Below are 16,238 nucleotides of genomic sequence, written 5' to 3' on the forward strand. Positions count from 1 at the left end.
AAACCTCTACCGAATAAATGAATTAAATAAGTCAAATAGCTAATGAAAGCTTTGAGCTTAGCGGTTTAGATGGACATACCACCGAACGACATAAAGCCGAGCGACATAAGACCAACCGTGATAAAAGTAATACCAAGACCACGCAGCGGTGCTGGAATGTCTGAGTATTTTAGCTTTTCACGGATACCCGCCAATGCTGTAATAGCAAGTGCCCAACCGAAGCCTGCACCCACACCATAGACAACAGATTCACCAAAGTTATAGTCACGCTCAACCATAAATAGTACACCACCTAAGATGGCACAGTTTACGGTGATTAGTGGTAAGAATACCCCAAGCGCGTTATATAGACTCGGTACAAACTTATCCAAGAACATCTCTAGGATCTGTACGGTGGCTGCAATCAAACCGATATAACTTAGCAATCCTAAGAAGCTCAAGTCGATATCAGGGAAACCTGCCCATGCCAGCGCACCATCTTTTAGGATGAACTGGAATAGTAAATTGTTTAGTGGAACGGTAATTGCCATCACGACAACAACCGCAACACCTAGACCAATCGCTGTAGAGACTTTTTTGGATACGGCCAAAAAAGTACACATGCCTAAGAAGTAGGCAAGTGCCATGTTCTCAATAAAGACTGAGGTTATAAATAAACTAACATAATGTCCCATTAGTGACCGCCTCCATGTGCCATGCCTTTAGACTGCGGCTTCATTACAAACTCAGCTTCTTCAACTTGTTCTGGTTTCCAGATACGGACAACAGCGATGAACAAACCAATGATAAAGAACGCTGATGGTGGTAACAGTAATAGACCGTTTGGTATGTACCAACCGCCATCAGTAACTGGCTGTAGAATCGTAATACCGAACCAAGTACCAGCACCCAATAGCTCACGGATAGTTGCAACGAATAGTAATACTGCTGAGTAACCAAGACCGTTACCAATACCATCTAAAAAGCTTGGGACTGGTGGGTTGCTCATAGCAAATGCTTCAGCACGGCCCATAACGATACAGTTCGTGATGATCAAACCAACAAAGACAGATAGACCCTTACTGACGTCATAAGCAACTGCTTTTAGTACCTGATCAACCAAGATAACCAACGAAGCAATAATCGTCATCTGTACGATGATACGAATGCTTGATGGAATCTGCTTACGGATAATCGAGATAAAGAAGCTTGAAAATGCCGTTACCAAGGTCAATGCCACACACATGACCATAGCGTTAGCCATGCTGGTGGTGACAGCCAATGCCGAACAGATACCAAGGATCTGTAGGGCAATAGGGTTATTATCAAAGATAGGCGTGGTTAAAATGCTTTTAGTGTCAGCCATGTTATGCCTCCTTGCCGTTTGCTACTGGTAGCTTGGCTGCCAATTCGGTTTTAGGTTGAGCTGCCGGCTTTGATTGATTTGCTTGCGTGTCTGCACCTTCAACCGTTTGGCCGCTCTTTTCGCGTAGCGTATCTAGATAAGGCTTATAACCTTGCTCGCCTAACCAAAACTGAATCATGTTGCTGACGCCGCGGCTAGTCAATGTCGCACCGCTGATGCCATCAACCCAGTTCTCTTTTGGGTTACCAGCTTTGGTTACACCAGTGGCAACGTTACCATTCTCGTCATAAGACTCGATACCGCTCCACTTTGCACGCCACTCTGGCTCTTCGATACGAGCGCCAAGGCCTGGGGTTTCTTTATGCTCGTAGAAACTGATACCTTTGATGGTATTCATGTCACTTTCGAGCGTTAAGAAACCATAGATAGTGCCCCATAGACCGTAGCCCTGAATTGGCAATACAACCGTTTCTGGTTGACCTGCGTCATCATTTTTGACATAGACTTTGGCATATTTTGGCTTACGACCAATACCAGCAGGATCGTTGTCACCCAAGTCTTCACTTAGAGCTTGGTTTTTTGTCGCTTGACTGGCGTCATAAGCATTACGATCAGGGATGCCAGCAGTTTTTAGCGCGTCGTCATCGAGATAAGTACCTTCGTTTAGATCAATGATTTTTACTTCAAAGTCTTTAAAACGTTCGGCAACATCATCTGCTGTATCAGACTCAGCGTCATACATGTCAGCCGCGACTAAGATGTTTTTGTTACGGTCTAAACGTGCGTTTTCGACTTGCGCAGGCTTTAGACCAACAGCCACTGCTGAAACCAACACTGAACACACCAAGCATAGCGTCAAAGCCACACTGATGGTTTTCGCGTTATTACTTTTGGGCTTGGACATAGCGAACCCTCCGAGCGGTTTGGCGTTTGATATTTGCTTGAGTCACAAAGTAATCAAACAATGGAGCAAATAAGTTGGCGAATAGAATGGCCAGCATGATGCCTTCTGGGAAAGCAGGGTTGATGACGCGAATCAATACGGTCATAAAACCAATCAAGATACCGTAAGCCCAGCGGCCTTTGTTTGTATGTGCAGCTGATACTGGATCCGTTGCCATAAATACAGCACCGAAAGCAAAGCCACCGATAACTAAGTGCCAGTAGAACGGCAAGCTCATCATCATGTTGTCTTCAGAGCCAATCATGTTGAACACAAGAGACGTAGCAATCAGACCGACCACACAACCTGCCATAATGCGCCAAGAAGCAATACGCGTCCATAGCAACACTGCAGCACCCATTAGGATGGCTAGCGTCGATACTTCACCGATACTACCTTGCATGTTGCCTAAGAATGCATCACTCCACGTAATGGCATTACCATAGACGTCGACGAAGTCCTGAGGAACCACACCAAGGGCCGCAAGGCCAAGAGGCGTCGCACCTGAGAAACCGTCTACTGCCGTCCATACTGAGTCACCAGACATATAGGCTGGATAAGCAAAGTATAAGAATGCACGACCCGATAGGGCAGGGTTAAGGAAGTTTTTACCAGTACCACCGAACACTTCTTTTGCGACGACTACACCGAAGATAATACCTAGGGCAACTTGCCATAAAGGAATATCAGGTGGTAGACATAATGCAAATAGAACTGAAGTCACAAAGAAACCTTCGTTAACTTCGTGTCCACGGACGACAGCAAAGATAATCTCACAGAGAATACCCACTGCAAACGTCACGATATAAATAGGCAAAAACTGCATCGCACCATAGACGAAGCTGGCCCAGATACTGTCCGGGTTATAGCCTGCCATGCTAGTGATTACAGTACGCCAGCCTTCAGGCTGCAAGCCAAGCTGAGCGATAGCGGTTAGTGCTTGATGACCAATGTTGTACATACCCCAAAACATCGCTGGGAAGGTACATAGCCATACAGTAATCATAATACGCTTTAGGTCAATACCGTCACGTACATGCGATGATGCATAAGTGGTTGAACTTGGTTGACGTAAGAACGTATCAAACATCTCAAAAATAGCGTAGTACTTTTCGTGTTTGCCGCCTTTGGTGAAAGATGGCTCCATACGATCGAACATATTGTGTAAAAATTTCATCGTGGTTAGCCCTCCAGCTCAATGCGCGTTAAGTTATCACGCAAAATATCACCGAATTCATATTTGCCAGGAGATACAAAGGTGCATAGTGCCAAATCTTCTTCGTCCAGTTCAAGCACACCCAAATCTACGGCACTAATGATGTCTTCGACAATCAATGCACGTAGTAACTGAGTTGGTAGGTAATCTTGTGGCATGACTTCTTCGTAGACACCGATTGGTACCATCGCTCGTGGTGAGCCGTTACTGGTCGTAGTAAAGTTGTACTTTTTACCACCAAAGAACTGCGAAATATAGATAGGCAGTTTTGAGAAGCGGTTTTTACCTGGAGTAAAGAAATGGAACGCAGGACGCTCACGGCCTTCAGTCAACACGCTAATCTGATTGTGAAAACGACCCAGATAGGCGATGTTTTCAAACACTTTGCGACCAGACAATACTGAACCTGAAATAATACGGTTTTCGCCAGCAGCCAGTTTACCTTTGGTCAATGCAGTAATATCAGCACCGCGTTCAGTCATAATCAAATGCGGGTTGGTGACAGCAGGACCTGCTAAGCTCACCATGCGGCGGGTATATAGACGACCTGTCGTGAATAATTTACCGATTGCAATCACGTCTTGATAACCAATCGTCCATACGGTCACACCGCGGCTGATAGGATGTAAGAAATGAATGTGCGTACCAGCAAGACCAGCTGGATGCTTACCAGCAAAACCATGATACTCAGTGACGTTATTTGCTGCAGTTTTTGTAACTGGCGTCAGTTGGGTATCGCCACGATGGCAGACAAAGGTCTTTGGACTAAGCGTAGATAATACAGCAAGTCCATCATTGAACGCTTGTAGCTGCTCATTGATCACAAGCATCGGGTCAAAGGCAAGTGGATTGGTATCCATTGCTGTGACAAAGATGGCATGTGGACGAGCGCCGATTTCGGGTGCACGGCTATAAGGACGCGTACGGAACGCCGTCCATTCACCAGAGGCAATCAGTTGGGTTTCAACGACTTCAGAGTCTAGGTCAGCAAGCTGCTGTGAGTCATAGCGCTCAAAGTCTACTTCTTCACCATTGGGGTCGACCGCAATCACAAGACTCTCAAACACTCGACGTTCGCCACGTTTAACAGCGACGACCTTACCGGCAGCAGGGGCAGTGTAGATTACGCCAACACGTTTTTTGTCTTCATAAACGGGCTGACCTTTGGCTACAATGTCACCTTCTTTGACATTCATAGTGGGCTTCATGCCCACATAATCATAGCCAACAAGTGCTACATGTGTCGGTTGGTGCTCAGATATCTCGCGGGAGGGTTCACCAGTGATGGGCAAATCCAAACCTTTTTTGATGGTAATCATAAGCGAAAACTTAGTCCATAGTCTAAAACGATACCAGACGTCCTGTTTGGTATATCGGTAGCATGAACGTTTGTATCACTCAACAAAGCCTTCAATCGTCTATTTCCTTTATAGTGAAATAGAGATGAAAGCTCTGTGAAGACAATACATGATCATAACTACTAGTAAGAGTATTAACGCTGACCTTAGACTCCTTAACAACACGTTAATGTCTTATTCGAATTACCAAAGTGGCGACTGGCTACCAAGGTGTATGCTAAAACCGTTTTATCGAAACCAATCACCGCAGCACATGGCTAAAAGAGACTGGTTTAAATACAAATGGCTTTATCACACGTTTCATTGAAATTTAAAACTTGTAACACCAGTATGCTTGACCATCTCTCGTTCACTAATATCGTCTAAAGATATTCGGTAGAATAAGAGTGTGGCCAAATAACGATCTATTAAGGTAGATGATATACTGGTTAAAAGACAAACTAGCTAAGCAACTGATAAGCAAACCTCGCTTGTTATAAGCTGCTATAGTTTTAATCGTAACGGTTTTAATATAGTTAGCTAGTGATAGGGACTTGCAAGACATCTAATTAAGGTTAAATACCGCAGAATCGATGGTTTAGAGACTATTGGTTGAGATTTTTTCAGATAGTCCTTTTTGGCAATTTCTTGACCAATATTTTATTGGCGTATTAAGCGATTGCTCGATCCATCTTGCTCACCATGCTGTATTAGTGAGTTGTAACAACTCAACAAAAAGCGTAACACATGGTTACTATCACATAGAAACAAATAAAAATTTACCTAGGATTATACGCTAAATTGACCTAAAATTGCCAGTCAGTAATAGAATTTAACGATTGTTGGTAGTGATTCTACGTGCTAAAACTTATGGTTATGATTGTCTAGTTTCTGTCTTTCTTATTTGTATTCAAACAGATTGCTAACTTAGCGATGTCTTAGTTTTCGATCTGTCCATAATTTATGCTACTTTTAAGCAGCGTTTTCTCTCGTTATTTGACGCTTTGATAACGTTTCATTCTCAAAATTTTAATTTACTAAATTTATTGCCAATCTTGTGCTTTATAAGGAATGCTATATGTGTGCTGTGCCTGTCATTATCCCGGCTATTGATTTAAAAGATGGTAAGTGTGTACGTTTAAAACAAGGCCGTATGGAAGATGATACGGTGTTCTCTGATGACCCAGTTGCCATGGCAGCACGTTGGGTAGATGAAGGCGCGCGTCGCTTACATTTGGTTGATTTGAATGGTGCTTTTGATGGCGTGCCAGTACATAGACAAGTGGTCAATGATATCACCAAAGCCTATCCGAACCTGCCTATTCAATTGGGTGGTGGTGTACGTAACATGAACACTATCGAGCAGTATATTACCGCAGGTTTGACGTATATCATTATCGGTACAAAAGCTGTTGAAGATCCTGATTTTGTCGCTGAAGCTTGCCGCGAATTTGCAGGGCATATCATCGTCGGTATCGATGCCAAAGACGGTATGGTAGCCACTCATGGCTGGGCAAACGTGACAGATACCAAAGCGACCGAGCTTGCTAAGCGCTTTGCAGATGTAGGCGTATCATCAATCGTTTATACTGATATCGCGCGTGATGGCATGATGCAAGGCGTCAACGTTGAACAAACTGTTAATTTGGCGCGTGAAGGCGGACTACCTGTGATTGCATCAGGCGGCGTTACCGATATGAAAGATATCGAGCTGTTAAAGCCTTATGGTGATTGTATCGAAGGTATCATCACTGGTCGTGCTATCTATGAAGGCACGTTGAATTTGAGCGAAGCGCAGATTTATTTAGATAGCTAAATCCAGATAGCCAGTTACCAACAACAAGCTAAGCGAGAAAAATCCGTAAAAAATTAAGGATGCTTATGGCCACTTATATTGACCGTCCGATAGTACGCAGTTTTATAAAAGCGTGGGGTCAAATAGTGTTGTTACTAAGCATCCTTTTTGCGTCCTCAGCGCATGCTGCCAGTGAAGAGATTTCTGGTATCGCAGCAGCGCTAGGTATAGAGACAACTGAAAGTGTAGATACGACAGAGGCAAGCGTATCTAACGATGATTCTGCTATATCAGAAAATGAGACATCAGACAGTGAAGTCACAGAACCTGCCAGCTCATTGCCAACGCCAGCTACGCCACCAATAATCAGTGGCGAAAGCACTAATAACGCACAAATCGAGACCACACCCACACCGCAAAAAGACAACGATATTCGTCAACGTATCAGCGGTATTTTCTCTGAAATCGAAGGCTTACAAGCCGTCAATGTTAGTGTCACCCAAGGGGTCGTTACCCTAACGGGAGAAACAGCCAACGAAAAAAAAGCACAACAAGCGATCAACTTAACCAACCGACTAACAGATGTCGTCACTGTAGAAGATAGAATTAACCGCACACTAGATGTTCAAGAGAATGTCTCAACGGTCTATCAAGGTCTAAAAGCGCAGGTGACCAATCTAGTGAAGGCGCTACCACTACTATTAGTTGGCATCGTTATATTTGCCTTGGTAGCATGGTTTGGCAGTTGGTTATCTAATCGCAAAAAGATGTGGCAACGTCTGACGCCCAATCCATTTGTCGCTGAGCTGCTGTCACAAACGGTCAAAGTCATCTTTATTATCTTTGGTCTGATTTTAGGACTAAGTCTGATAGGTGCAGAGACTATTTTAGGTACATTGCTTGGTGGGGCAGGTGTCATTGGTATTGCGGTTGGTTTCGCAGTCAAAGATACCATTGAGAATTATATCGCTTCATTAATGCTGAGCATTCGCCAACCTTTTCGTGCCCGTGATCATATCGTGATTAATGGACAAGAGGGCATCGTGGTTCGTTTGACCTCGCGCGCGACGATACTGATGACACTGGATGGTAATCAGCTGCGCATTCCTAATGCTGAAGTCTTTAAAGGTACCATTCTAAACTACACCAAAAACCCTGAGCGCCGATTTACTTTTGAATTGGGCGTTGATGCCAATGATGATCCATTAGCAGCAATCAAAGTCGGACTGGATGCGATACATACGTTAGCGTTTGTGTTAAATGAACCAAAGGCGATTGCGGTCATTACCAATGTGGGTGATTCTAATATTGTTTTGGAGTTTCAGGTTTGGGTAGATCAATCAGAGACTGACTTTGCCAAAGCACGCAGTATCGCCATTCGTGAGACCAAGCACGCACTAGAAGATAAAGGCTTTAGCTTACCTGAGCCTATCTATCGTCTGCGCTTCAACAACAAGTTAGAAAAAGCCTTTGAGCACATGCAGAGCAGTGCCAACAATACTAATAATGTTCAATCTGATATAACGATTACGCCGACGATTCCTAAACCTGCTGAAACAAATCAGGTCAGCGAGAGTCATACGGATGACCAAGATAAAAAACAAGCCAAGGCTCGAGCCAAAACCATTTTGCAAGGTCGCAGTGCTAATGAGGTTCTCGACGCCCGTCCTGACGATAAGCTGATGGAAAAAGTCGAGCAAGAGATTGCTCAAAGCTCAGATGAGACGGATTTATTGAATAATAATAGTCCTCAAGAATAGGTATTAGATGTTAAATAAAGTTTAGGCATAAAAAGTGCAACAGAATCTATATTTGATGGTTATTCAAATACGGGGCTTTTTATGGAAATGAAACACGTTATTATCTTTGCAATAATTGGTATTGTGGCATTGCTTGGCTTTAACATTATCAATGGCAATAGTCGCGAACAAAATAGAGAGATTGCAACCAGTAGTGTAGCGGCTGAACAGCCTGATTCTACAGTAGCTACCTCCGATACAGATATTACTAGCCAGCCACTTAGTCAACAGCCGAAAGCGATCGTAGATAGTGCTACCAGCAAAATTGACCAAGCACAGCAAGCCGAGCAAGACCGTGTAGACCAATTGGACGATGCGCAATAGGCACAATAAGTAGCTATGCTATCTACAATTGAAAAGTACACAGCATAAAAAAGGCTAACGATTACGTTAGCCTTTTTTATTGTATTACAACACCAGTATCTAAGTATTAGTCTAAACTTAGCTTTTTTTGGCAGCACCTCTGCGGTTACTGCTTCTTTTTGCTGGGGCTTTCTTAGGCTGCTCTTTCTTCGGTTGACCTTTTTTGCTTTGGTTCATTGCACTAGATTGCAATTTAGCCTTCAAATCAAAATCAATTTGTAGCAGATCCATGTTGACACCCGCAACCTTCACTTTAACTGAATCGCCGAGTCCAAATAGCGTGCCTTTATCTTTACCGATAAGCTGCTGTTGCTGCTCATCGTAGACAAAGAAGTCATCGCCAACGTTGGAGATATGAACCAAACCATCGATATATAAGTCAGTCAATGTGACGAATAGGCCAAAGCTAGTAACCGTAGTCACAACGCCTTCGAACTCTTCACCGACATGATCGGTCATATAGTGACACTTGAGCCAAGACTCTACATAACGTGATGCTTTTTCTGCACGACGTTCTGTATCTGATGTTTGTGTACCAGCACCTTCAAGAGAAAAGTCCATGACAGGTTGTTGGCTGTTGGTGACTTTCGCTTTAATCGCGCGATGCAGCATCAAATCTGGATAACGGCGAATCGGCGAGGTAAAGTGGCTATATTCGTCATATGCTAAGCCAAAGTGACCAATATTGTCAGGTGCATAGTTTGCTTGCATCATTGAACGCAGTAGCATGCTATGAATACTGATGGCATCTGGTCTATCTTTAGTCGCTTCAATAATGCGCTGATAGTCCGCTTGAGTCGGGTTCTCTTCTGGAAATGGTAAGCCAAAGTTTTTCGCATATTCATGAATACGCATCGACTTCTCATTATCAGGCTTATCATGGTTACGATATAAAACTGGTAACTCATGTTTAAGTGCGAAGTTTGCAGCACAAGTATTGGCAAGCAACATACATTCTTCGATTAGCTTCTGAGAGTCGCCACGAGTGCGTGGTAAAATCGCTTCGATTCCGCCTTTTTCGTTGAACTTGATATACGTTTCAACCGTTTCAAATTCCATTGCATGACGTTCTTCACGCTTTTTAAGCAGTAGCTCATACAATTGATGTAACGTATCAACAGATTTTTTAACGTCTTTATTACCCGTTAATGATTTAGGTAGTCTCTTATCATTCGGGTTCACAAGATAATCATTTACTTGATTATAGGTGAGACGTGCTTGTGAGTGCATCACTGACGGATAGAATTCATATCCAGTCACTTTACCGGCGCGCGATATCTTGATATCAGCAACCATACATAAGCGATCTAGATTAGGGTTCAATGAACATAGACCGTTAGATAACACTTCAGGCAACATTGGAATCACGCGATGCGGGAAGTATACTGAAGTACCACGCTCATAGGCATCTTGGTCAAGTGGTGAATTCGGTGTCACATAATAGCTGACATCCGCAATCGCAACCACGACACGGTAGTTACCACCAGAACGCTTTTCAGCAAATACAGCATCGTCAAAGTCACGAGCATCTTCGCCATCGATAGTGACAAGCGGTAGATGACGTATATCTGTACGACCTTTTATGTCTTTCTCAGTTGGCTCTTGATAATCATCAGCTTGCTTAAGCGCAGCTTCACTAAAATCTGATGGAATATCATAGTTGAGCAGGGTGGTCTCAATAATCAATTCACGGTCATTGTCATCAGACAGCACTTCAGTGATTTTACCAGTGGCAAATTCATGCTGGTTTGGCCAGTCAATGATATCGACTTTAACAGGAGCGCCTTGCTTAATATTTAGCGCCTGAACATTGTCATCAGTAACCGTAATCGGTTGATGATTGTTTGGGCTACCAAGCTCAACACAATAGCCGTCTTCATCACGAGCAAGTGTACCGATAAAGTTGTTTTGACGACGTTCGACAACATCAACGATACGTCCTTCGGTACGTCCACGATTGTCTGTCGAAGTGCCGACAGCTGCTACTGTATCGCCATTGAATACCCAGCGCATTTGTTTTTCATGTAAAAACAAATCTGGCATATCACTTAGCACTACAAAACCAAAACCTTTTGGATGGGCAGAAACTGTACCTGAGACGATATCTTGCTTGGTCACTGTGCGATAGCGATAAGGACGACCATCACGATTTACTTGTCCATCACGCGCCATTGCTTTTAGGCGATTGCCCAAAGCGTCAAATTGGTCTGGATCATCAATGTTAAAGGCTTTTGCCAATTGTTGATGCGTGACTTCCCCATGCTCATTAATCGTGCTGAGTATCAGCTCACGACTAGGAATCGGATTGTCATATTTTTTTGCCTCACTTGAGGCGTTTGGATCATTCCAACTCATAAATTACCGTATCTATTTTTAAAATTATTAATAGTGGCTATCTTAACACGAACGACGTCGCAATATCTTGCGTCAATTGTCTTATGTGTATTCGGTAGCAGGAAGCGGTCAGTTTTCTGGCGACCGCTATAGGGATAAATCAAATATCAATATCGACATTGCTCGATTGGTTAGTGATCTTTTTACTATCCAACTCTTTTGAGACTTCTAATACCGTAGTCTGATTTGATTTATCCAAGTATTTTTGTGCTTTATCGACTTCCGTGGTCAGTGTATTGACCGTTTGCTTCATATTCTCTAGCGCTTCAATTTTATAATTACTAATCATATCCATAGTGTCATAGACATTATTGAAGGCATTTTGCAGTTTATCAAGTTCAATGCTACTGCTGGTCGCCTGCTCATGAATCTCACCTGATTGACGCTTGAGCATCGCTGAGGTTGATTCAATCAAACTACTGGTGGTTTTATTCAAGGCAGTGATTTGATCTAGTACTAATTTTTGATTGGTCATTGCTTGGGCAACAACAACAGCCGTGCGTAAAGCTGACACTGTAGTCGTGGTTGCGCGATCAACACCTTTAATCAGCTCTAAATTATTACGGCGAATGGTATCAAGCGCCAAATAGCCTTGTACATTCACTGCTAACTGAGTTAAAAAGTCAGTGTTTTTTTGACGGACATAAAACAACATCTCTTCTTTAATAATGCGCGCTTTTTCTGGATCTGTTGCTTCTATCGCATAGACCTTTTGCTCAAGTTGCTCATCAATCTTTTTGCCAACGTAGACATACTGACGAATAGACTGCATCAGCTCCCACATATTTACTTTTTCTTGCTCAATCATCGCATTGTCTTTAAGCAATTCATCTTTACCATTATAGAGACTGGTAACGACCGCATTAATATGTGATTGTGCCGACTCATACTGTCGAAAATAATCTTGTACTTTATTACCGAATGGAATGAGACCGAACAGCTTGCGTGAGCTGGTTAGCTCTTTTTTGCTCGGATCTAAGTCTTCAACAATACCACGTAGTTCCGTTAGCGATTTAGCAATAGGAGAGTTGTCGAATAAGCTGTCATTCAGACTTTTTGCGGGCAAATCTAACATTCGGTTAGATACTTGTGCAGATTCACGAATCTCTTTGGTACCTAGATTATGAATAGACTGCACATTCTGTCGAAACTCATCGCTATGCACAGAGTTGGTAAGCACATGATCAACAAAAGCATCAACCTTGGCATCGAGCTCAGGAATTTGGCTTTCATCCAATTTGACCATCTGATCTGCTTCACTTTTCTGTATTTCTTTGACAGGTTCAGGTGCTGTTAGAGAGATACTGGGATTTGTAGCGTTTTCTGGTGGCGTCAATTCTTGCATGAAATATCCTCTGATATCGGAGAAGGGAAGTGTTTTTTGTCAACGACGCTGACAGCCGTGATATACATTGTTTTTATTTATACACTTAGCTTTTATATATTTATAGATTTGTCTTTAGCTCATACTAATTTCTATCAAATAATCACTAGTTACTGCTAATACTGACTAGTAAATATCACTAGACCTTTAGATTACCGTGTAATCAGAAAGTTGAGAAGGTAGATTTTGTAAAATAGCGTCAGTCAATAATGCTAGGGTATTTATGTTCAATATAGCTATGTTTATTACAGCAGTTTTTGAACCTAGATAATAAAAAACCATCAATATCCCGCAGCATATTGATGGTTAGAGTTATAAATAGCTATATAGACTAACAGCCACCACTCAAAGCAATCCAATGGGCAGATTACTTTTTCTTAGTGGGTCCAAGCAGCATACCCATCTGACGACCTTCCATCTTAGGGTACTGTTCGACGTTTGAGATATCAGCAGTATCTTCAATGATACGATCAAGTTGTTTGCGACCGATATCTTGGTGCGCCATTTCACGTCCGCGGAAACGGATGCTAATTTTAACTTTGTCTTGATCTTCCAAGAAGCTCACGATTTTTCTCAGTTTAACCTGATAATCGGCCTCTTCGGTACTAGGACGTAGCTTCATCTCTTTAAGCTGAGTCTGCTTTTGGTTTTTCTTAGCTTCTTTAGCCTTTTGCTTTTGATCATAGAGGAAATGCTTATAATCCATGATCTTACACACTGGCGGCTTAGCTTCAGGAACTAATTCAACCAAATCTAGATTTTCATCACGTGCCGCTTTCATCGCGGTTGCGATATCAACCACGCCCATTTGCTCGCCATCTTCTTTAACGAGACGGACTTCTTTGACATTGATATCTTCGTTGATGTTCAAACGGTTGGACTGTTTAATAGGTATTACTCCTCATCTGTTTTTGGGGTCTGTCGGCCTTTTTTACTGACAGCGGTCTGTACTAATGTAATAAATTCAGAAACACTCATCACGCCAAGGTTCTCACCTTCGCGAGTTCGGACGTTAACACTGCCCGATTCGACTTCTTTATCCCCTAATACTAGCATATAGGGAATACGTTCTAATGTTTTCTCTCGTATCTTAAATCCAATCTTTTCGTTACGCAAGTCGCTAATAGCACGCAAACCTGCATTTTTAAGCTCGCTAACCACGTTTTCACATACATCAGCTTGTTTATCAGTAATGTTCATGACCACAACTTGCTGCGGTGCTAACCATACTGGCATCCAACCTGCGTAGTTTTCGATCAAAATACCAATGAAACGCTCGAACGAACCTAAGATTGCACGGTGCAACATAATAGGTACTTCACGATCGTTTTGCTCATTGACGAACTCAGCATCTAGTCGTTCAGGCATGTTTGGATCAACCTGAATAGTACCGCACTGCCAAATACGACCTAATGAATCCTTTAAACTAAACTCAATCTTTGGACCATAGAATGCACCTTCGCCAGGTAAGTAATCCCAGTCTAGCCCTGAGCTGTCAAGCGCATCTGCTAGCGCTTTTTCTGCAAAGTCCCAAGACTCATCACTACCAACACGTTTTTCAGGGCGGGTAGAGAGCTTCATGATAATATTATCAAAGCCAAAATCTTCATAAACGGCAAGCGTTAGCTTAATAAAATCAGCAACTTCTTGTTGAATCTGTGCCTGCGTACAGAAGATATGTGCGTCATCTTGAGTAAAGCCACGCACACGCATCAAACCATGCAATGAACCTGATGGCTCATTACGATGACAAGAACCAAATTCAGCCATACGCAATGGGAGATCGCGGTAAGACTTTAGGCCTTGATTAAACACTTGCACGTGACAAGGGCAGTTCATTGGTTTTACCGCATAATCACGGTTTTCACTAGAAGTCGTGAACATATTGGTTGCATAGTTGCCCCAATGTCCTGAGCGCTCCCACAAACTGCGATCAACGATTTGAGGGGTTTTAATCTCTTCGTAGCCATTATCGTATTGTACTTTGCGCATATATTGCTCAAGTACTTGATAAATCGTCCAACCATTAGCATGCCAGAACACCATACCTGGCGCTTGCTCTTGCATATGAAATAGGTTTAACGCTTTACCGATTTTACGATGGTCACGTTTTTCTGCTTCTTCAATACGTTGGATATAAGCTTTTAACTGTTTCTTATCAGCCCACGCAGTACCATAGATACGCTGTAACTGCTCATTCTTCGCATCGCCGCGCCAGTAAGCACCTGACATTTTGGTCAGTTTAAAGACTTTCAAAAAACGCGTGTTTGGCACATGCGGGCCACGGCACATATCGACGTATTCTTGATGATGATACAAACCAAAGGCTTCTTCACCTGGCATATCATTAATAAGTTTTAGCTTATAGTCTTCGTTACGTGATTCAAATATCTCAATTGCTTCGGCACGTGGCGTCATTTTTTTGATAACGTCATAATCTTGCTTGATCAGCTCCATCATGCGTTTTTCAATCGCTTCCATATGCTCAGGCGTAAATGGCGTTTCACTAAAGATATCGTAATAAAAACCATCATCAATAACAGGACCAATGACCATTTTTACATCAGGGTAGAGCTGTTTAACAGCATGACCCAATAGGTGAGCGCATGAGTGACGAATAATATCGACACCGTCGTCGTCTTTTGGCGTTACGATTTCAACATTGGCATCAGCGATGATAGGATCATGTGCATCTACCAGATGACCATTTACACGTCCAGCAACCGTCGCTTTAGCGAGTCCTGCCCCAATACTTTGCGCCACTTCCATGACTGTTGTATGACCTTCAAAGTCTTTTACACTACCATCGGGTAAAGTAATCGCTACCATAATCTATTCGCCTATTATTGGGTCCGTTGGCAGTGATGATTGCAACCATCAATCATATAACCGTGAGACCACATCAATTATATCTAATCATCGTGATATGTTGTGAAAGGGACGCATTACCTAGAGTCGTACTATGACTATATAAGCTAGAGCTGATGTAAGGCTTAAAGCCAGTTAATCAATAGCATTACAGCAAAATGCATTTCGCTATATGAATAATACAACAGGCAACATATATAAGTAATGCAGCAGAATACCTATTATAGCAAAAACCGTCTCTCAACACTAGATATCAAGAGATTGCGCGACGACTAATATAAGAGCCATATCTTATAACAAAGGGAGTATCAGATACTGCAATATATAGAACAATACATTGAAAGCATCATATAAACCCGAATAACTTAGCTTCTATATAGTGCTAGTTATATGAATATCAACATTGAGAAATATGAGAGATAATTTACTTAGAAGGGACATGCAAGAAGATCAGGATGAATAAGCCTAGTTATTATGATTAAATAAAACCTACCTTTATTAAAAATTGGTGAGCTAAATCATATTGCACACTAGTATTTAAGAATATAAACAACCTCAAGTTTATAACCCATTGAAAGAAATACAGATTTATTTATCTATTAAAATAAGATTAAAAACATTAATAAAACGGGTTGACACAAAAGATAAACCGTCTATAATACGCACCTCATCAAGACGAGCTGGAAAGCTTATATGTTAATTACATATAAATAACCCAGTTAACTTGTTGAAACAAATTAAAAAAAGAAGTTGACAGACTATTAAAACATGATATGATGGTCAGCTCGCTAAAT

At 42.2% G+C, this 16,238-nt stretch carries 12 protein-coding genes; 3 read left to right on the forward strand and 9 right to left on the reverse strand.

Features of this window, described 5'->3' with window-relative positions; genetic code table 11:
• Positions 1-65: 65 nt before the first annotated feature.
• The 5 genes from nqrE to ABFV72_RS05810 are packed head-to-tail and all read right to left on the reverse strand — an operon-like array spanning position 66 to position 4,823.
• Positions 66-674: an NADH:ubiquinone reductase (Na(+)-transporting) subunit E gene (nqrE, locus tag ABFV72_RS05790; RefSeq protein ID WP_011281361.1), complete on the reverse strand. Its 609-nt coding sequence runs from the start codon at positions 672-674 to the stop codon at positions 66-68.
• Positions 674-1,345, reverse strand: coding sequence for an NADH:ubiquinone reductase (Na(+)-transporting) subunit D (locus ABFV72_RS05795; RefSeq protein WP_101204727.1), 672 nt, complete (start codon positions 1,343-1,345; stop codon positions 674-676). The genes nqrE and ABFV72_RS05795 overlap by 1 nt, the downstream gene beginning before the upstream one ends.
• A 1-nt stretch (position 1,346) precedes the next feature.
• A complete protein-coding gene (locus tag ABFV72_RS05800; RefSeq protein WP_057762167.1) occupies positions 1,347-2,249 on the reverse strand; it encodes a Na(+)-translocating NADH-quinone reductase subunit C in 903 nt (300 codons plus the stop codon).
• A complete protein-coding gene (locus ABFV72_RS05805; RefSeq protein ID WP_057762164.1) occupies positions 2,230-3,465 on the reverse strand; it encodes an NADH:ubiquinone reductase (Na(+)-transporting) subunit B in 1,236 nt (411 codons plus the stop codon). Before ABFV72_RS05805 ends, ABFV72_RS05800 begins: the two co-directional genes overlap by 20 nt.
• Before the next feature lie 5 nt (positions 3,466-3,470).
• On the reverse strand, positions 3,471-4,823 hold the full coding sequence (locus tag ABFV72_RS05810) for a Na(+)-translocating NADH-quinone reductase subunit A (protein ID WP_347162777.1): 1,353 nt from the start codon (positions 4,821-4,823) through the stop codon (positions 3,471-3,473).
• A 1,096-nt stretch (positions 4,824-5,919) separates the two neighbouring features.
• Here ABFV72_RS05810 and hisA point away from each other — a divergent pair.
• From hisA to ABFV72_RS05825, 3 genes are all read left to right on the forward strand, one after another.
• Positions 5,920-6,657, forward strand: a complete 738-nt coding sequence (hisA, locus tag ABFV72_RS05815; protein WP_347162778.1) for a 1-(5-phosphoribosyl)-5-[(5-phosphoribosylamino)methylideneamino]imidazole-4-carboxamide isomerase — start codon at positions 5,920-5,922, stop codon at positions 6,655-6,657.
• A gap of 65 nt (positions 6,658-6,722) precedes the next feature.
• Positions 6,723-8,396 (forward strand): mechanosensitive ion channel family protein, encoded by a 1,674-nt coding sequence (locus tag ABFV72_RS05820; protein ID WP_347162779.1) that lies wholly within the window; start codon positions 6,723-6,725, stop codon positions 8,394-8,396.
• An 81-nt stretch (positions 8,397-8,477) separates the two neighbouring features.
• Complete coding sequence (locus tag ABFV72_RS05825; protein WP_134292657.1) at positions 8,478-8,759, forward strand: hypothetical protein; 282 nt, start codon at positions 8,478-8,480, stop codon at positions 8,757-8,759.
• 117 nt (positions 8,760-8,876) lie between these two features.
• Here the strand turns inward: ABFV72_RS05825 and rnr are convergent, their stop codons facing one another.
• From rnr to thrS, 4 genes are all read right to left on the reverse strand, one after another.
• Positions 8,877-11,153, reverse strand: coding sequence for a ribonuclease R (rnr, locus tag ABFV72_RS05830; protein ID WP_057762158.1), 2,277 nt, complete (start codon positions 11,151-11,153; stop codon positions 8,877-8,879).
• Positions 11,154-11,292: 139 nt separating this feature from the next.
• Positions 11,293-12,537, reverse strand: coding sequence for a toxic anion resistance protein (locus ABFV72_RS05835; protein ID WP_347162780.1), 1,245 nt, complete (start codon positions 12,535-12,537; stop codon positions 11,293-11,295).
• 406 nt (positions 12,538-12,943) lie between these two features.
• Positions 12,944-13,447 (reverse strand): translation initiation factor IF-3, encoded by a 504-nt coding sequence (gene infC, locus ABFV72_RS05840; RefSeq protein ID WP_057762155.1) that lies wholly within the window; start codon positions 13,445-13,447, stop codon positions 12,944-12,946.
• 23 nt (positions 13,448-13,470) lie between these two features.
• On the reverse strand, positions 13,471-15,405 hold the full coding sequence (gene thrS, locus ABFV72_RS05845; RefSeq protein WP_347162781.1) for a threonine--tRNA ligase: 1,935 nt from the start codon (positions 15,403-15,405) through the stop codon (positions 13,471-13,473).
• Positions 15,406-16,238: the final 833 nt, after the last annotated feature.

Origin of the sequence: Psychrobacter proteolyticus, from assembly GCF_039762275.1 — a bacterium.
Lineage (GTDB): Bacteria > Pseudomonadota > Gammaproteobacteria > Pseudomonadales > Moraxellaceae > Psychrobacter > Psychrobacter proteolyticus_C.